Source organism: Kribbella sp. NPDC048837, assembly GCF_055586945.1.
Window position 1 is genome coordinate 38,167 of record NZ_JBVJHF010000005.1, and the last position, 18,008, is coordinate 56,174.

An 18,008-nucleotide genomic window follows, 5' to 3' on the forward strand; every position below is an offset into this window, starting at 1 on the left:
TTCCCGATCACCGGATCAGCGGCGCGGTCTGCTCGTCAGGGTCGTGCGGGCGTCGAGTAGGTCGATCGCGGCGAGCGAGGTCCGGTACCACCTCACGCTGCGCTGGAAGACCGACTGGAACAGATTGCTGATCACGGAGAACCGGAAGTCCCAGTAGCAGAGGTCCCAGCTGTAGTTGTTCACACCGGCACCGCGCAACGCCTCCCAGTAGCGCCGCAGAAGCTCGCGATCCCGGCTGAGTCGATCGTCGGACGGTACGGCGGTCAAGCAATAGGCCAGGTCGTGTGGTGCCAGCCCGGGCTTCAGCTCGGACCAGTCGATCACCTTCGGGCGTGGTTCGCCCGCGGTGAAGAAGATGTTGCCGAGGAAATGGAAGTCGCCGTGGACGAGCGTGATCGCACGGCCGTCGGCGACGCGAGCCCGGAACTGGCGCTCCCACGCGTCGAGGACCTCCGGGAGGACCTGGCGCTCGGTCGGCTCGAGTTCAGAGGTCGTGGCGAAGAATCGTTCGGCCTCACTGCGCACCGCGTCAGCATTGCGCGTGATCACGTCGGGTGGCCACGCTTGCGCCGTACTGGTCGCCGACAGCTCGGCCTCGCCGCGGAGGTACTCCGGCACCTCGTTCCAGAAGTGGGCGTGGAAGTCGGCGAGCATGTCGATCGTGCCGTGGAGTTGTGCGTCCGAAACCTCACCACCGATGACGTGATAGCCCATCGCGCCCAGGTCTTCGGACAGCAGCAGGACGTCGTCGCCGTGATCCCGGAAGCCCAGCAGCCGCGGCGCGGGATGGTTCCACCGCGGCGCCAGTTCCTGGAAGAAGCGGATCTCCTGGCGGGCCGCGGTGGCGCCGGCACCGGTCGCCCGCTTGACGATGACGGTCGTGCTGGTGCCGTCCGGCCGGCGCAGTCGCAGCCGGACGACCTCGGCCTGCAACGCCGCGAACGTGTCGAGCACCTCCACGGCGGCCACCGGCGTACCCAGGGCCGCGCTGACGTCGGTGGCGGAGAGCGGTGCGCGGGTCATCGCGCACCATCTCACCACAGCAGAGCTATGGTCGCCCGCCCGGCTATTCGCCGGTTAGTTGGCTGCTGGTGCGGGAGGCGTGGGTGATGCCGTTGAAGACGACCGGAATCTTGCCGTAGGACACGATCGCGGTCGCCGTGCCGTTCGCCTTGCTCATGCCGTACTGGTAGCCGGAGTCGGTGTTGTGGTCGATCCCGACCACGACCGAGGCGCCGTTGGTGCCGCAGTGTTCGACGAGCAGGGACTCGAAGGACGACCAGCCGCTCTTGCGGATCAGTTTGACGACCGGCTTCGCCGTCGCCGTGACGGGAATGTGGATCGTGTAGAGCGCGCCGGCGGTGGTCGTCATCAGGAGCGTGTCGTAGGTCTGCATCTCGCTGATCACGGCCATCGTCTTGAAGCTCTTGAAGCCACCGAACGAGCCGTACGACTTGTAGCCGGTGCCGTTCGGCGCGTAGCGGTAGAGATTGCCGTTGCTGTTCAGGCCGTACAGATACGCGTGCGCGGGGCCGGGCGCGGGGGCCTGGTAGTTGGAGGTGGTGATGGACTTGAAGCTCGTCCAGCCACTTCCGAGCTTGGTCGCCGTCACCCGGTGCGTGCCGGTGACGGGCGTGGTGGTCACGTGCCGGTACAGGTTCCCGCCCTGGAGGAGAAGGCCGTAGGAGTACTGGGCGCCGCTGCGGCTCACCGTCCTGTACCACGTGGACATCGAGCGGATGGAGACGAAGTGGGCCAGGAGGAACCAGTCCACCACCATCGGTGGCTTCCGGGCCGTGATGCCGGCCTCGAGCGCGTCGTTCGCGGTATCCGTCCAGACCACCTCGTTGGTGCACGGGATGGCTGCCGCCCTCAAGGACGGTGGCGAGCCGGCGCCGACCGCCGTTCCAGGTACGGCAGCGGCGGCGAACAAGCCGACCCCGGCCAAGACGAGCGCAAGGCGTTGCAACTTCATCGAGTAATCCCCTCCAGCGAAGCCAGTCCCCCTGAGAACGAGCCACGATAACCGCACTCCCCGGCCAAATCCCCATCCATTGCCACTTCCTGCAACGCCCCGCTCGTACCGGGAAACGGCGCCGCACGATCGGCGCAGTTCCGCCCAGGGTGCTCAAGTGGGCTGGATGTTCTTGTTGTGGTGGAAGGTGTTGTCCGGGTCGTACTTGGCCTTGACCTCGGCGAGCCGCCGGTAGGTGTGATCGCCGTACGCCTCCCGAACCCGGCTGCTGTCGTCGTCGGCGTCGAGGAAGTTGATGTAGACGCCGGCGGCTCGGTGTGGCTCGAGGGCTTGCAGGAACTGTCGCGCCCACGCAGTCTCGTCGGCGGCCAGTTCGCCGGCTTGGTCGGGCAACCACACTCCTTCGATGACGATGTTGTGGGCCACCTCGCGACCGGCGTACGCGGTGGCGTCGTGGGGGACTCGGGCGACGGCGCCACCCAGATGAAACATCGCCGCGTACGACCGGGGCGAACCAGCGGTGTACGCGTGCTCGGCGATCACAGCGATGGCGTCGTCGGAGAGCCCGGCGAGATTCGTGGACTTCCAGTAGTAGTGCCAGCCATGGGGAACGGTGTCGTCGATCGCGCTCTGGAGCGCGACGTACGGCCTGGGTGCGAGCAGGTCCACGAGTGGCGTCCCGAACCGGCGGAGGCTCCGCACCGCACGCTCGCCCGCTTCGACGGCGCCGGCGTAGCAGCAGGCGACAGCGATCGCCGGCCGCCAGTGCAGGTCATCGGGGATGTCCGGCCAAGGAGGGACCGTGCCGAGCCGGACTACGCTGCCGAGTTCGTCGGGGGCTTCGGCAACGAAGTCCCGGTAGAAGCGCAGTACCTCCGCGGTGTCCTCGGCCGCCCAGAAGACGGGACCGGCGACGACGTCCGGGCCGAGGGAGTGCAGTGCGAACTGGAACGAGGTGACGATGCCGAAGTTGCCGCCGCCGCCCCGTAGTGCCCAGAACAAGTCGGGATGTTCGTCGGTGGAAGCCCGAACGATGCTTCCCTCGGCGGTGACCACCTCGGCGGCCAGCAAGTTGTCGACCGCGAGCCCGTGTTTGCGCATCAGCCAGCCGAGGCCGCCACCGAGGGTGAGCCCGGCGACGCCGGTGTGGCTCACGATGCCGCCGGTGGTGGCCAGACCGTGGGCCTGCGTCTCGTGGTCGACGTCGCTCCACAGGGCACCTCCCTGGACCCAGGCGGCCGGGCCGGCGGGGTCGACCCACACGGCCCGCATCGCCGAGAGGTCGATGACGATCCCGTCGTCGCATACCGCCGTACCGGCCACGTTGTGGCCCCCGCCCCGTACGGCGATCTCCAGGTCGTGGTCGTGGGCGAAACGCAGGGCAGCGACCACGTCGGCGGTCCCACTGCAGCGAGCGATCAGCCGGGGATGCCGGTCGATGACGCCGTTCCACACCGCTCGGGCGGCGTCATAGCCGGTGTGGTCGGCCATGATCAGCCGGCCCCGGAACCCATCGATCTCCATGGCGGCTACCTCCTCGCTCGGGTGGGCGACCTCGTCGGCCCTTCCGCTGCCGACGGCACCATCGCATCGCGGCCGACCCCGGCCGGGAAGTCAAGAATCTGGACTTCACACGCGAGGACCTCGGCAAGACACTGGCATCGTGAGGACATACGGCCAGTACTGCCCCATCTCGCGCGGCGCCGAGATCTTCGCCGAGCGCTGGACGCCGCTGATCGTCCGCAACCTGTATCTGGGGTGCGGCACCTTCAGCGAGATCCTGGAGGGCGCGCCCGGGCTCTCTCGCACCCTGCTCTCGCAGCGGCTCAAGCAGCTCGAACGGTTCGGAATCGTCAGCTCGGCACTCAAGCCCGACGGGCGCGGGCGCCACTACGAGCTCGCACCCGCCGGCCACGACCTGTTCAAGGTCTGCGTCTCGCTCGGCGAGTGGGGTGCCGCCTGGCTCGAGATCGCCCCCGAGCACCTCGATCCCTTTGTGGCGCTGTGGTCGATGTGCAACCTGCTCCGCCGGGACCGGCTCCCGGACCAGCGCGTCGTGGTCCGTTTCGACTTCACCGGCCGCCAGCACCCTGAGCGGTACTGGCTGCTGATCGAGCACGGCGACACCGAACTGTGCAAGACGTACCCCGGCCTCGACGAGGACCTCTACATCACCGCGGAAGCCGAAGCCTTCGTCAAGTGGCACGCCGGCCAGCTCAGCTGGGCAGAGGCCACCCGCAACCGTCGCATCCAGCTCCACGGCCCGTCGTCGCTCGTACGAGCGTTCCCGACCTGGAACGCCCGCAGCGCCTTCGCCCACATCAAGCCGATCCCCCACACCACAGCGACCTCAGCAGCCTGACCCGCGAGTCGCCGAGGGCGTCGCCGCCCCACCCGGCCTGTCTCCGATCTACTCGGATGGTGGCGCGAGGAGTAACGTCCGAAACAAGGACTGCGGACCGCGACGCGAGGGAGCCACCGCCCATCTGACTGGCGGGGATGCGTCGCCATGAGGTCGCCGCAGCTGCGGCCCCGGCCCCGTATGGCCGTATGCCTGGGCAACCGGGATCAAACGTATGTCGTGGGCGCGCGACCCTCGCCGCGTCGCACCACCGGGGGGAAGTCATGCGTGCGATCACCATACCCAGAGCGGCTGTCCGAGAGCCGGCATCCACACCACACCGAACGTCTCGATTCGCGGCTCTGGGAGGCCGCGCGGGGTGCTCGGTGGCCGCGATCGTGCTGCTGGCTGTAGCCCTGCTGACCGGCTGCTCCGTCGGCGTCCACATCGGGGACGACACGGTTGATTCGGACCGGACGGCGGACGCGGTCGGCGCGTACCTGCGTGAGCGGGTGCCCAACGTCCAGGTGGGCAGCGTCGCCTGTCCCGAAGGGGTGAAGGTCGCCGAGGGAGCGACCTTCCAGTGCACCGCAGAGCTGGCGGGCAGCACATTGCCGGTGACCGTGACCCTCAGCCAGGTGAGCGACGGCGATTACACCTACGAGCTCAAACCGGCCAAGCCGGTCATCGACATCGAGAAGGTCGTCGCCGAGATCCGGTCGAGGCTGCCGGCGCAGGCCGCGGGCGCCAAGGTCGACTGCGGTACGTCGCGTGTGCGGGTCGTCGAGGTCGGCGGGACGATCCCGTGCACCATCTCCTTGGGGACCAAGCGCCAGGCCGTACAGACCGTGGTCGAGAACCTTGACGGGACAGTGCATTTCGAGCCGGCCACGGTGTGGCCGGTGACGCCGCCGAAGCCTTCGACCGGCATGATCGGTGACAAGCTGACCGTCTACGGCGAGGCGGGTGCCGCCCAGCTCGAGGCCACCGTCACCCAGCTGAAGTTCGCTGCCGGCGACGACATCGACCGCCCCGAGCATGGTCTGTACATGGGCGCGTTCGTCAAGCTCCGCGCACTCGCGGACGAGCAGGACCTCGTGGAGATCACCGCGCTGGTGGGCGGCCACACCTACAGCGGGGACGCGATCATCACCTCGACCGCGTTCGATCCGCCCCTGGACCCGGTGATCCTCAACCGGGGCGAGCAGGCATCCGGCTGGCTGGTGTTCGATGTCCCTACCCGGCACGGCCAGTTGGTGATGCACGACCTCACCGGCCGTCAGACAGGCGCCTGGAAGTACTGAACGCCAGGGGACCCGAAGGGGTCCTGGCGCTCAGGGCCGGTTGTCAGCTGTCAGCCGGGAACGGAACACCGGTGTTGGAGTGGCACCGGTGGCCGTTGGGGTTCTTGTGCAGGTACTGCTGGTGGTAGCAATACCGCCAAGGCGATAGAAGCGTTGCGCACTTCCGCGCACAGATGTGCCGAGGAGGTGGCGGGGCTAGCGGCCGTAGGCGGTGAGGAACCGGTCCCGGAAGGTATCCATCGGCCAGACCGGTGCGCCGGCGTCCGGCCGCAGCCCGTCCCGCCAGCCCCAGTCGGCTACCCGATCCGTCACGGCCGGGTCGGCGGCGATGATACTCACCGGCACGTCGTGGCTCGCCCCATTGCCCGAGACGATGCTGGCCGGCTGATGGTCGCCGAGGACGACGAGCACCAGGTTGCGGTCGTGGAGCTGCTGTACGAACGAGGTCAGCGCGTCGAGCGAGTAGGCGATGGACTGTGCGTACGCCGCCTTCACCCGGTCCGGCTGCCGCCATACGTCTTCCGGCGAGTCGCCCTCGGCCGGCATCGGGTCGAAGACCGAGCCGTCACCCACCCGGCTCCAGTCGACCAGCCGGGGGAGCGGTGCCCAGGGTGTGTGGCTGGAAACCAGGTCGAGCTCGGCCATGACGGGAGCCCGGTTCGGCTTTTCCAACTCCAGCCGCTGGAATGCGGCCAGGGTGTACTGGTCAGGCATCGAGGCATAGCTGAACGACGGCCCGGCGTACCCCACGTTCCGGCGGTCGTAGACCATGTCGTAGTGGTAGTACGTCTTCGCCACCGACCAGTCCTCGTCGTTGGACGGTATGTCGGCGACTGTCCGCCAGCCGGCGCGACCGAACGCGTCGGTGAGGGTGACCCGATCGAGGGTGACGAGGTGGTCGTACAGCCGCTGGTTGTCCACCCACAGCCCGGACTGCAGGGAGGAGTGGGCCAGCCAACTGATGCCGCCGAAGGTCGGCGAGGTGAGGAAACCGCTGCGCGAGGAGAAGCCGGCCTGCTGCAGCCGCCGGTCCCCGGCCTCGAGCGCCGACCCGACCACAGGAGAGTCGAGCGCCGTGCGTCCGTAGCTCTCGACGAAGACCAGGAGCACGTCCTTGCCCCTCAGACCGGTCAGCAGGTCGTTGCCCGGGGTGTCGCGGAACGGATCCTGCTTGAGCGCCCGTTCGAACTCCCGCTGGTCGCGGAGGTCGTCACCGACTTGCGTGGCGAGCCGAGCTGCAGAGGTAGAGACGACCTGTCGTACGGGCTCCGGCCCGGCACCGGTCAGCGCCGGCACGATCGAGATCACGGCCAGGACGGCAACGATCCGCATCGTCGGCCGCCGGTGCCTCGCTACGAGCCGGGTCACCCGCACTGCCGACAGCGGCAGCAGCGCGAGCAGGGCCGCGCACAGTACTCCGGCTCCGATGAAGACTGCGATGGCGCCGACGCGGCCGATCGAGTCGCCGAGCAGGCCCAGCGCGGAGTCGGCGTACGCCGCGTCGTACACGGGGTGGAACCCGCGGTCGAAGGCGAAGTAGAAGCCTCTGTCGAGCAGCCGCAGAATCAGCAGCACCCCGACGAGCAGACCGCCGATGAGTGCGAGGATCCGCGCGAGTCTCGACGGCAGTACGCAGACCAGTACGACGAACACCAGGCCCTCGAGCGGGATCCGGAGGAAGGCGGCCGGCGACAGGCTTCCTGTGTGATCCGGCACGAGAAGCGCAGCCCAGAGCAGGAGCACTGCCAGCGCTGACGTCACGGCGGTGCGAGTGCCGGGCGGACTCCCGGCCTGGCGCCACAGCCCCCAGATCTGACGGCCGAACGACTCGGCCAGCAGTCCCAGCGCGATCAGCAGCACCACCGTCGTCACGGCATCGGGCAGGATGCCGGCCACCGCGGCGGTCAGGGTGATGCCCTGGATCGCGGCGACCACCTTGGCCCAGTAGCGGGGCGGGAGCGAGCCGCGCAGCCACGGCAACGCCCAGCCGGCGGCCACGAACAGATAGCGGGCCGCACCGATCGCAAGCACCCACCAGCCCGTCGTACGGGCGACGTACACGCTCAGGACGAGGACCAGGAATGAGTCGACCTCCATGTCGAAGCGCGCGCCGAACGCCGAAACGGTGCCGGTACGCCGGGCGACCTGCCCGTCCACCCCGTCGAGGACCAGCCCGATCGTCGCGAGCGCCACGAGGATCGCCACCGGCGCCTGGCCGCCGAGCGAGTCCGCCGTGAGCGCCGCGACCCCGCAGGCGAGGATCGCGCGAGCCAGTGTCACTCTGTCCGCAGGCCCCAGCCTGTCACGACGGTGATGCGCCATCGCGCGGGCGAGCAGCGCGGCAAGGCCGGCTCCGGAGACGACGCCGGTCACCCAGCCGGCGACGTCGAGGCCGGTGGTCTCCGCGAGTACACCGAGGAGCACGAGCAGGCAAGCGAAGCTGGCGAGTGGGCCGGTCAGGATGCCTTTGCGCACTCGACCCTGAACCAGACGCACAGTGCCTCCGTGTCTATGGGTACGACAGTCATACGAGAACAGCGTCGCACCGGTTCATCTGGCGGGAGAAGGAGGCGTGCGGTCTGCGGTGAGCCCGGGCACCGAGGTGCTGGTGTTCGCGGCTGACCGGCTGAACCAGCGGCAGGTGACAGTCGTGTCATTGTCACGGGGCCCCAACTACGAGATCGGAACCGCCATCAGCCGAAGCATCTGGACCTGGGCGCGCGTGGCGGGCGGCGCAGCGATCCTCGCCTTCCTCGCGTGGCGGGTGGGCGCCGGCCCGTTGGTGGACGGGCTCCGACTGACAACCGCATGGGCGCTCGCCGCCGCCCTGGCGATCACGTCGCTGACCACGTTGTGCTGTGCGTGGCGATGGAGGCTGGTCGCGGGCGGGCTCGGCGTCGAGATGCCGCTGAGGACCGCGGTGGCTGCGTACTACCGGTCCCAGTTCCTCAACGCCACGCTGCCCGGCGGGGTGGTGGGCGACGTACACCGCGCCGTGCGCCACGGGCGCGAAGTCGGCGACCTGGGCCGGAGCCTGCGCGCTGTCGCGTGGGAGCGGGCGTCGGGGTTTGCGGTACAGATCGTGCTGACCGTGGGCGTGCTGCTCCTGCTGTCCCGGCCCGCCGGCTCGCTTGTTCCCTCGGTCGCCGTGCCGGTCGTGGTCGTCGCCTGTGTGGCGCTCATCGCCGTACCCCTGTGCCTGAAGCGACGTCGCCTCCCTGCCCGGATCGCACGCGCATTCACCAGAGACCTCCGCGACGCGGTCCTCGCGCCGCGGGCCTGGCCGGGCATCGTGCTCGCCTCCACCGTCGCCGTGCTCGGGCACGCCGCGGTATTCCTGGTCGCAGTGCGAGCGACCGGGGTGGACGTGTCGCTGGGTCGGCTGCTGCCTTTGGCACTGGTCGTGCTGATGGCCTCGGCGGTGCCGACGAACATCGCAGGCTGGGGCCCGCGCGAGGGCGCGGCCGCATGGGCGTTCGGCTCGGTCGGGCTGGGCGCGGCGCAGGGCGTCACCGTCGCGGTGGTGTACGGCGTGCTCGCGCTGGTCGCCACCCTGCCTGGAGCTGTCGTCCTGCTGGTTGCGCGACGGCAGGCCCGGGACAGTGCGCGCGGCCCGACCGAGGTGCAGCCGGAGCGAGCCGGGAGCGTTGTGCATGGCTGATCGCCCTACACCCTGCTCAGCTGTGCCATGTCGATCGACGGCTACCTCGACACCGCCACCGACGAACGTCTGATGCTGTCCAACGATGCCGACTTCTTCGTCACCGGCGACATCGACAGCACTCCGATGCCAACCAGATAGTGCTGCCGTCGGTCACAGCGGCGCCGTAGTCACCCCAACGGGTCCGCGGCGGACCCCCCGACGAACGCCTTGTACGACGTGAATCCGTCAGCCGGCTCAGGCCTGCCGCTCCGGTCCAGGAGGCGCGCAAATACGCCTGATGCCCCTGAACTCGGAGAGTCCAGGGGCATCGCGGTGGATCTGTCAGGCGTCAGCCGGGAAAGGTACCCCGGTGTTGCTGTGGCAGCGGTAGCCGTTGGGCACCTTGTGAAGATACTGCTGGTGGCAGCGATACCAGCAAGGCGATAGAAACGTCGCGCTGCGCAGTCGGTCAACCCCTCCGCGTCTCAGATCGCCGGACCGGCGCGCGCCGCGCGAGGCCGGTCCGAGCCTGATTTCCGACTGCCGACTCGGGTCGGTTCGGAGGGAGGCGCCGGCTCTCGCGTCGCCTCCGGTCGGCGAGTAGCTTCAGGTCGAGAGGTCCTTTCGGGCGAGGAGAGTGCCTCGGCTCCCCGCTCTTGGGTGAAAGGGGGAGGCATGGGTAAGCGGTTGAGGGTTGTGCTCATCGGTGCCGCGTCGGCGGTGCTCTTGATTCCAGCGGGAAGTGCCAATGCGCTGAATCCGGACACGCTGATCACCGTCGGCAGCCCTAGCGCGCCGTTCTCGGCGAACAAGCAGAACGAGCCGGCGGTGGCGATCGACGCCAACCACCCGAGCGTGCTGGCGGCAGGCTCGAACGACAACATCGACATGGAGGCCTGCAACGCAGGTCTCGACAACGACTGTCCGTTCACCGAGGGGGTAGGCGTTTCGGGGGTCTACTTCTCGTTCAACAGCGGTACGACCTGGGTCCAGCCCACCTTCACGGGCTGGAGCGCGCGCAACTGCGCCGGCGTACCTGGCGACAGCGACCCAGCGTGTTCTCCGCGGGTCGGCCCGATCGGCACGTTGCCCGGGTACTTCGAGGCGGGCCTGGTATCCGACGGTGACCCTGCGGTGGCGTTCGGTCCCGTGTTCAGGAACGGCGAATTCTCGTGGGCGAACGGGTCGCGGCTGTACTACGCGAACCTGACGTCGAACTTCCCGGGTCGCTCGGCATTCAACGGCTTCGAGGCGATCGCGGTGTCACGGGTCGACGGTCCGGCCTCGACTGGACTGACAAACGCGATCGTGTCGAACCAGGCCAACTGGAAGCCACCGGTGATCGTCAGCAAGCAGAACTCGGCCCTGTTCTCCGATAAGGAGCAGGTCTGGGCGGACAATGCTTCCTCGAGCCCGTTCTTCGGGTACACCTACGTCTGCTCCGCGGCCTTCCGCGGTGTTCCGAGCAGGTCTCAGCCGCTGGTTGTCGCGACGTCGACCGACGGTGGTGACAACTGGACCACGCACCAGATCACACCGAGCACCAACAATCCCAACAGCCCGAACGGATTCGGCAGGTCCGGCTGCACCGTCCGGACCGACAGCCACGGTGTGGCGTACGTGTTCGCCTACCAATTCGCGTCAGGTACGCCGGGCAACGGCCTCCAGCTCATGTCCAAGTCCGTCGACGGTGGCCGGCACTGGACCCAGGCGCAACCGATCTTCCCGGCGACCGACCTGTGCAACGCCTTCGAGCCGTCCATCGGACGGTGCGTCGAAGACGGCATCGGCGGCGCCCGTGACGACCTCGGCCCGTCCCCGAGCGTGGATATCGCCAACGGCGCCCCGACTGGCACCGACGCGACGAACCAGATCGTCGACTCGTGGGCCGATGGCCGCGACGGCCTCAACCACGAGCACGTGATGTTCTCCACCTCGACCAACGGCGGCACAAGTTGGACCAGCGCCCGGACGATCGAGGCGGCCGGCGACCGTGGCTACTACGCCGCCCCGGCGATCTCGCCGAACGGGACCGACGTCTGGGTGGTGTACAACGCGTTCACCACGCCGTTCCGCAACGACACGACGTCGCCGAGGAATCTGGTCGGCGTGGTCAAGCACGCCGACGTCGGCCAAGGTGGCACCGTGGGTGCCTTCACCGAAACACACCGCAGCCCCGGCGGTGACCCGAGAGGCAGCAGCCAGAACAACCTGGCGGCGGAGTTCTTGGGCGACTACGTCTACGCCGCGGCCACCCGGACGTACGGAGCGGCCGTTTGGAACGACACCCGCGCGGCCGCCGTCTGCACGGCGATCAACACCTACCGCCAAGCTCTGCACAACGAGGCACTGGCGCTCGGAGCCCCAGTAGCGGACCCCGAAGAGCCACGCGGTGAGGAGGATGCCGTCCACCAGGCGTTCAAGACTCAAGAGCCGGATGCCGTAGCCCCGCCGGTCCAGCAGGTATGCGCCGGCACGTTCGGCAACTCCGACATATTCGGCGGGACCTACGCCGACCCGACTCCGTAGATGCGTGCGCGTCCGCGCCGGACGAGCGGGCGTTGATCAGTTCCGAACTACGACACGAACGAGGGCGCCACCCCTGCGGGTGACGCCCTCGCATCGCATCAAGTGTCAGCCTGGGAACGGGACCCCGGTGTTGCTGTGGCAGCGGTAGCCGTTGGGCACCTTGTGCAGGTACTGCTGGTGGTAACCCTCGGCGTAGTAGAAGGTGGTGGCGGGGGCGATCTCGGTGGTGATGTCGCCGTAGCCGAGGGGCTTGATGACCGGGGCGTACAGGTCGCGGGTGCGCTCGGCCTCGGCGCGCTGGGCGTCGGTGGTGTAGTAGATGGCCGAGCGGTACTGGGAGCCCAGGTCGTTGCCCTGGCGCATGCCCTGGGTCGGGTCGTGCGTCTCCCAGAAGACCTTCAGCAGGTCGGTGAAGGTGGTCTTGGTCGGGTCGTAGACGACCCGGACCGCCTCGGTCTGGCCGGTCCGCCCGCTGCAGACTTCCTCGTACGTCGGGTTCGGGGTGTAACCGCCCGCGTAGCCGACGGCCGTGGTGTAGACCCCGGGCTGCTGCCAGAAGATCTCCTCGGTACCCCAGAAGCATCCGGTACCGAACCAGACCTCCTCGAACCCCTCGGGCGCCGCCGCGGTCTGCGGCGTACCGAGCACGATGTTGTCCGCCGGGACGGCGAATCCGGGCTCCGGCCGGCCGGGCAGAGCGGCCTCGGGCTCGACCAGGGCTGTGTTGCGCTTGAAGAACGACATTCTCACGCCTCTCGCAGTGTGACTCTCATAGTGTCTCAACGCGACTGGTGAGGTGAACCTTCCCCGGCCCGATTACGGGACGCTCACGCGATCATGGCCGCCGTACGCCGGGTCGGCGCCGGCCCGCTGGTCAAAGCGGCGTACGACGACGCCAGCCGGCGGACCCCGTCACGCAGCGCATCCGCGGGCAGCGTGTAGGGCAACCGGATGAACGACTCCAGCCCGCCATCCGGCGAGAACCGCGCCCCCGCCACCAGCAGTACGCCGTTCCGCTGCGCGACCCCGACCAGACTCGAGCCCACCGGCTCCGGGAGTTCGCACCACAACGACAGACCGCCACCCGGCAGCCGGAATCGCCAGGACGGCAACTCGGTCGAGACAATCTCCGCCAGCGCGTCCCGCTGGCGAGCGAGGGCCAGCCGCCGCTCCGGGAGCAGTGCCGCCCGCTGCCGGAGCAGGCGTACGACGACCAACTGCTCCAGCACCGGAGCCCCCAGATCGAGCGACGCCCGCGCGTCGAGGACCTGGGCGACCAGGGACTCCGGCACCCGCATCCACCCGATCCGCAGCCCGCCCCAGAACAGCTTGCTCGCCGAGCCGACCGTGATCACCCCTTCCGGGTGGTACGACGCGAACGGCGGCGGCATCTCCTGACCGTCCAGCGACAGCCCGAACAGCGTCTCGTCGATGATCGCCGTCGTCCGGCTCCGCGCGAACGCCGTCGCCAGCTGCTGCCGGTCCGCCGCCGACATCAGCCAGCCGGTCGGGTTCTGGAAGTCCACCACCATCCAGGCGGCCCGCGGCGCAGTCTGCCTGATCGTTGCCTCCAGCAACGGCAGGTCCCAGCCGGTCGGCCCCATCGGTACCGCCACCAGCCGGCACCCGCTGCGCCGGATCGCGTCGACCGAGTTCGGGTGGGTCGGGCTCTCGGTCAGCACCCGGTCGCCGATCTGGGTCATCGCCCGGATCGCGATCGACGTCGCGGCCAGCGCCCCGGCGGTGATGATGATCTGCTCCGGCGAGGTCGGCAGCCCGCGTTCGGTGTAGACGGCCGCGACCTCCGCGCGCAGTTCCGGCAGACCCTGCGGGTGGTACCCGGGAGTCGCGAGGTGGGCCGGCAGATCGGGGGTCGCCGCGGCGACCGCGGCGCTGATCCCCGGGATCGCGGCCGGCGCCGCGGCAGTGAAGTCGTAGTGCGCGTCGGTGTCGAACGTGGGCGCGTGGTGCCGGCCGAGCTCGGGCTCGAGCCGGCCGGGGAGGGCCGTGACGCTGCCGGATCCGCGGCGGCTCATCAGGTACCCGCCGTCGCGCAACTCCCGGTACGCCGAGGCCACCGTCGTACGACTGACGCCGAGCATGTCGGTCAGCTCGCGCTCGCTCGGCAACCGTGAGCCGGGCATGATCCGGCCGTCCGCGATCAGCAGCCGGAGCCGCTCGGCGAGGACCCGGTACGCCGGACCGGTCCCGTCGGCCCAGGCGCCGAGCAGGCCGGCGAGCGTACTGGCGGGGAGATACTGCCCTTTCATGCAGTCCACTATTGCGTAATTGGCTATCGATTACCAGGCCACTTACTCCGCAGACTGGAGAAGTGACCGCCACTTCCGATGCCCCGCCGCGCCAACTCGCCCCCCTGAACCCGATCCAGCAGCTGAAAGCAGGCCACCTGCCGCGCCGTCTGGTCCAGCTGTACGTCGGCCTGACCCTGTACGGCGCCTCGATGGGACTGATGATCCAGGGCAACCTCGGCCTGGACCCGTGGGACGTGTTCCACTCCGGCATCACCAAGCACGTGCAGCTCAGCTTCGGCACCGTGGTGATCGCCGTGAGCTTCGTCGTACTGCTGGCCTGGATCCCGCTACGGCAGTGGCCCGGTCTCGGCACGATCAGCAACGCGATCGTGATCGGCCTGGTCACGGACCTGACGCTGGCGACGGTCGATCGGCCGGACGCGCTCTGGCTGCGGATCGTCTTCATGGTCGCGGGTGTCGTCCTGAACGCGCTGGCCAGTGCGCTCTACATCGGCGCCCAGTTCGGCCCCGGTCCCCGTGACGGCCTGATGACCGGCCTGGTACGCCGTACCGGCCTGAGCGTCCGCCTGGTCCGCACGACCCTCGAGCTCACCGTCCTCGCGACCGGGTTCCTGCTCGGCGGATCGATCGGAGTGGGCACGGTCGTCTACGCGCTGTCGATCGGCCCACTCGTCCACTTCCTCCTGCCGATCTTCACCGTCCGGCTGAAGACCGTGCGTCAGCCGACCGGTTCCAGCTGACGCTCCTCGGGAGCGGTCGAGCCGGAGGTGATCCGGCGCGGCCACCAGGCGCGGCGGCCGAGCAGGGCGACGACGCTGGGGACCAGGAAGATCGACATCACGAAGGCGGAGATGACGATGCCGGCGGCAACCGAGAAGCCCATCTCGGTCAGCAGCGCCATCCCCGCCAGCATCAGCGACGAGAACGTGCCGGCCAGGATCAGCCCGGCCGCGGCGACCGACGGGCCGCCGTGCTCGATCGCGAGGTCGGCGGCCTCGCGCGGTTCGGTCCCGCGCTCGGCCTCCTCCCGCAACCGCGCGATCATCAGGATGTTGTAATCGGTGCCGATGGCAACGACAAACAGGTAGAGCATGATCGGCAGCGAGAACGTCACACCCGCGTGCCCCGCGGCCCCCTGGAACACCAGCACCGTCGCGCCGATCGAGCTGAAGAAGCTCAGCACGACCGCGAGCATCAGCACCAGCGGAGCCAGCAGCGACCGCAGCAGCAGCGCGAGGATGATCGCGATCAGTCCGCCCGCGACCGGGAAGATCACCGACAGGTCCCGGCTGTTCGCGTCCCGGATGTCGGTGTAGCTCGCGGTCACCCCGCCGAGCAGCGCGGTCGTCCCGGCCGGCGCCTCGGCATGCGCGACCTCACGCAGCTTCCCGTCGACCAGGTCCAACGATGACGTCGCGTACGGCGGCTCACTCAGTACGACGTTGATCTGGGCAACCGTCTTGTCCGCGTTGAGCAGCGCCAGACTGCCGTCCGCGGTGGCCGGGAGCACGGCACCGACCCCGTCCACCTTCGCGAGCTTCCCGGCGTACGTCGTGAGCTCTGCCGGACTGAGCGCCGTACCGTCGGAGCTGCGCACGTAGACCGTGGTCGGGTTGAGCGCACCGGCGGGGAAGCCGGCCTGCAGATCCTTGACCGCGCGGGCGGATTCGGTGCCGTCGGGGAGCTGGCTGAACGCGTCGTAGTCGACCTTCATCCCGAGCGCGCCGAGGGCGAGCGCGACCATCACACCGCCCGAGGCCAGCGCGACCACGGCCGGACGCCGCGCGGTGAAGCGGCCGAAGCGCTTGAACATCGCGCCCTTCGGCGTCTTCTGCCACGACTTCGACGGCCAGAACACCTTCGAGCCGAGCAGCGAGACGACCGCCGGGATCAGCGTGATCGCGGCGAACGCCATCACCGCGACGGCGATCGCGAGGCCCGGGCCGAGGCTCTTGAACCCACCGAACACGGCCAGCAGCAGAGCACTGAAGGCGACGATGATCGCGCCCGCTGCCGAGACGATGACCTCGGCGACACGGGCGGTCGCGTTGACCAGGGCCTCCTTCGGCTGCTCGCCGGCGCGGAGACGTTCGCGGAAGCGGAACAGCAGGAACAGGATGTAGTCCGTGCCGACGCCGTACAGCACGACGGTCAGGATGGTCTGCAGATCCTGCGTCACCTGCAGGTCGAACGCCTTCGCCGCCAGCGCGATCAGACCGGGTGCGATCGCGGCGACCAGGCCGACGGTCAGGATCGGCAGGAACGCGGCGACCGGGCTGCGGTAGATGACCAGCAGCAGGCCGATGATCAGGACGACGGTTGCGATGCCGACCACGACGAACGCGTTGTTGAACGCGTCCTGGTTGTCGAGATAGAGCGCCGCGTCGCCGGTGACGCCGTACTCGAGATCCGCGCCGGTCAGGGCCGGGCCGGTGACGTCGCGGATCTTCTGCACCGCGTCGAGCACGGCCTGGTCGTCCGGCAGGCCCTTCAGGCCGACGCTGACGATCTGGACCTGCTTGTTCGGCGAGACCGCCTGCGGGCCGGTGATCGCGCCGGTGACGCGATCGATCTTCGCCGCGGTGATCTTCGTCGCGAGCTCGGCCACCTTGGCCTGGTCGGCGGCGGTCAGTTCGCCGCCGGCCGCGCGCTTGACCACGATGCTCGCGGTCGCGTCGTTGGTCTGCCCGAACGCGTCCGCGGCCAGCTTCTGTGCCTGCACGGACTCGTACGTGTCCGGCAGGAACGCTGCCTGGTCCTTGTTCGTGACGTCCGCGAGCGTCGGCGCGAAGGCGAGCACGGCCACCGCCGCGACCACCCACGCGGCGATCACTTTCCACGGGTTGTGGACGACGAATCGCCCGAGTCTGGTGAACACCCCGAACCCCTCCTGCGGGTTGTCTTTCCATCTCTACCTGCCGGTCGGTAGGTAGACTACCTGCCGCCCGGTAGGCAGGTGAAGTGAGAAGGTGGTGACGTGCAGCACGCGACCAGTTCCCGCGACACCAAGGCGGCCATCCATCGCGCCGCGCTCGAGCTGTTCTCGACCCAGGGGTACGAGAAGACGAGCCTGCGGGAGATCGCCGAGCAGGTCGGCATCACCAAGGCGTCGCTCTACTACCACTACTCGTCCAAGCAGGAGCTGCTCCGCGCGATCGTCGGCACCTTCCTCGACGACATGCAGCGCGTGCTGGCGCTGAGCGACGAGCTGGCCTGGTCCCCAGAGGCCGAGCGCGAGCTGCTCGGGGCGTACGTCGACGTCGTGATCCATCACCGATCGACCGGGCCCACGCTCCTCCGCGACATCGCCGCCGTACTCGCGGCCTTCGGTGACGACCTGGATCAGCTGATCGCGCGGAGCCGGCGATTCCAGCTCTGGCTCGCCGGCCCTGACCCGACGCCGGCCGACCGGCTACGCGCCGCCGCCGCGGTCGAGTCGATCGGGGCGGCGATGGCGATCGAACTCGACGTCGAGGTCACCGACGCCGAGATCCGATCCACCCTCCTGGACGCCGCCACCGCAATCCTCGCCCGCCGCACCCGCCAGGTCGCGGACGCATCACCGCTGAGCTAGCTGGGTTTGTCGGTGGTTGGGGTTAGCGTCTGGGGGTGAGCACGTTCCGGTTCTCGGCGCCGCTGTGGCAATACCCGGGTGAGGGCAGTTGGTACTTCGTCACCGTCCCCGAGGAGATCAGCGACGACATCGCCGACCTGACCGCAGGCACCCACAAAGGCTTCGGCTCGGTCCGCGTCACCGCCACGATCGGCAACACCACCTGGCAGACCTCGGTCTTCCCCAGCAAATCCGGCACCTATTTACTCCCCGTCAAGAAACCAGTCCGCACCGCCGAACACCTCACCGAAGGTGCCGAGGTGGAAACCCACCTCGAACTGGCCGACCTCTAGCCAGCCGCCCGCATGCCCCCGACTCTGCGCCGGCCGC

Annotated in this window: 14 protein-coding genes; 7 read left to right on the plus strand and 7 right to left on the minus strand. The window is 68.9% G+C overall.

Annotated features, from left to right (window positions below):
- Positions 1-15 precede the first annotated feature (15 nt).
- The 3 genes from ACZ6O0_RS23565 to ACZ6O0_RS23575 all read right to left on the minus strand — a co-directional run bounded on the left by ACZ6O0_RS23565 (position 16) and on the right by ACZ6O0_RS23575 (position 3,499).
- Positions 16-1,023, minus strand: a complete 1,008-nt coding sequence (locus tag ACZ6O0_RS23565; protein ID WP_465767113.1) for a phosphotransferase family protein — start codon at positions 1,021-1,023, stop codon at positions 16-18.
- A gap of 43 nt (positions 1,024-1,066) precedes the next feature.
- Positions 1,067-1,975 (minus strand): hypothetical protein, encoded by a 909-nt coding sequence (locus ACZ6O0_RS23570; RefSeq protein WP_465767114.1) that lies wholly within the window; start codon positions 1,973-1,975, stop codon positions 1,067-1,069.
- 153 nt (positions 1,976-2,128) lie between these two features.
- Positions 2,129-3,499: an FAD-binding oxidoreductase gene (locus ACZ6O0_RS23575; RefSeq protein ID WP_465767115.1), complete on the minus strand. Its 1,371-nt coding sequence runs from the start codon at positions 3,497-3,499 to the stop codon at positions 2,129-2,131.
- Positions 3,500-3,638: 139 nt separating this feature from the next.
- On the opposite strand from ACZ6O0_RS23575, the gene ACZ6O0_RS23580 reads away from it, so the two are divergent.
- Positions 3,639-4,337 carry a winged helix-turn-helix transcriptional regulator gene (locus ACZ6O0_RS23580; protein ID WP_465767116.1) on the plus strand — a complete coding sequence of 233 codons (699 nt, stop codon included), beginning with the start codon at positions 3,639-3,641 and terminating at the stop codon, positions 4,335-4,337.
- A gap of 365 nt (positions 4,338-4,702) precedes the next feature.
- Positions 4,703-5,620, plus strand: coding sequence for a DUF4333 domain-containing protein (locus ACZ6O0_RS23585; RefSeq protein ID WP_465767117.1), 918 nt, complete (start codon positions 4,703-4,705; stop codon positions 5,618-5,620).
- A 195-nt stretch (positions 5,621-5,815) separates the two neighbouring features.
- On the opposite strand, the gene ACZ6O0_RS23590 is transcribed toward ACZ6O0_RS23585, so the two are convergent.
- A complete protein-coding gene (locus ACZ6O0_RS23590) occupies positions 5,816-8,116 on the minus strand; it encodes a CDP-alcohol phosphatidyltransferase family protein (RefSeq protein WP_465767118.1) in 2,301 nt (766 codons plus the stop codon).
- Between the two features lie 76 nt (positions 8,117-8,192).
- Between ACZ6O0_RS23590 and ACZ6O0_RS23595 the strand changes: the two genes are divergently transcribed.
- On the plus strand, positions 8,193-9,281 hold the full coding sequence (locus ACZ6O0_RS23595; RefSeq protein WP_465767119.1) for a lysylphosphatidylglycerol synthase transmembrane domain-containing protein: 1,089 nt from the start codon (positions 8,193-8,195) through the stop codon (positions 9,279-9,281).
- Positions 9,282-9,938: 657 nt separating this feature from the next.
- Complete coding sequence (locus ACZ6O0_RS23600) at positions 9,939-11,792, plus strand: sialidase family protein (protein WP_465767120.1); 1,854 nt, start codon at positions 9,939-9,941, stop codon at positions 11,790-11,792.
- Positions 11,793-11,897: 105 nt separating this feature from the next.
- On the opposite strand, the gene msrA is transcribed toward ACZ6O0_RS23600, so the two are convergent.
- Together msrA and yczR are read right to left on the minus strand one after the other, a co-directional pair.
- A complete protein-coding gene (msrA, locus tag ACZ6O0_RS23605; protein WP_465767121.1) occupies positions 11,898-12,536 on the minus strand; it encodes a peptide-methionine (S)-S-oxide reductase MsrA in 639 nt (212 codons plus the stop codon).
- An 83-nt stretch (positions 12,537-12,619) separates the two neighbouring features.
- Entirely contained in the window at positions 12,620-14,062 is a 1,443-nt protein-coding gene (gene yczR / locus ACZ6O0_RS23610) for a MocR-like transcription factor YczR (protein WP_465767122.1), read from the minus strand.
- 62 nt (positions 14,063-14,124) lie between these two features.
- On the opposite strand from yczR, the gene yczE reads away from it, so the two are divergent.
- Entirely contained in the window at positions 14,125-14,805 is a 681-nt protein-coding gene (gene yczE, locus ACZ6O0_RS23615) for a membrane protein YczE (RefSeq protein WP_465767123.1), read from the plus strand.
- Here the strand turns inward: yczE and ACZ6O0_RS23620 are convergent.
- On the minus strand, positions 14,784-16,943 hold the full coding sequence (locus ACZ6O0_RS23620; RefSeq protein ID WP_465767124.1) for an MMPL family transporter: 2,160 nt from the start codon (positions 16,941-16,943) through the stop codon (positions 14,784-14,786). The two genes, yczE and ACZ6O0_RS23620, sit on opposite strands and share 22 nt — an antisense overlap.
- A gap of 99 nt (positions 16,944-17,042) precedes the next feature.
- Here ACZ6O0_RS23620 and ACZ6O0_RS23625 point away from each other — a divergent pair, with 99 nt between their 5' ends.
- Entirely contained in the window at positions 17,043-17,639 is a 597-nt protein-coding gene (locus ACZ6O0_RS23625) for a TetR/AcrR family transcriptional regulator (protein ID WP_465767125.1), read from the plus strand.
- Positions 17,640-17,674: 35 nt separating this feature from the next.
- On the plus strand, positions 17,675-17,971 hold the full coding sequence (locus ACZ6O0_RS23630; protein ID WP_465767126.1) for a DUF1905 domain-containing protein: 297 nt from the start codon (positions 17,675-17,677) through the stop codon (positions 17,969-17,971).
- Positions 17,972-18,008 lie beyond the last annotated feature (37 nt).

Excerpts from the sequence above, each read along its gene's own strand:
- ACZ6O0_RS23600 (WP_465767120.1), top strand. The coding sequence starts at position 9,939 with ATGGGTAAGCGGTTGAGGGTTGTGCTCATCGGTGCCGCGTCGGCGGTG.
- ACZ6O0_RS23570 (WP_465767114.1), bottom strand. The coding sequence starts at position 1,975 with ATGAAGTTGCAACGCCTTGCGCTCGTCTTGGCCGGGGTCGGCTTGTTC.
- msrA (WP_465767121.1), bottom strand. The coding sequence starts at position 12,536 with ATGTCGTTCTTCAAGCGCAACACAGCCCTGGTCGAGCCCGAGGCCGCT.
- ACZ6O0_RS23575 (WP_465767115.1), bottom strand. The coding sequence starts at position 3,499 with ATGGAGATCGATGGGTTCCGGGGCCGGCTGATCATGGCCGACCACACC.
- yczR (WP_465767122.1), bottom strand. The coding sequence starts at position 14,062 with ATGAAAGGGCAGTATCTCCCCGCCAGTACGCTCGCCGGCCTGCTCGGC.
- ACZ6O0_RS23565 (WP_465767113.1), bottom strand. The coding sequence starts at position 1,023 with ATGACCCGCGCACCGCTCTCCGCCACCGACGTCAGCGCGGCCCTGGGT.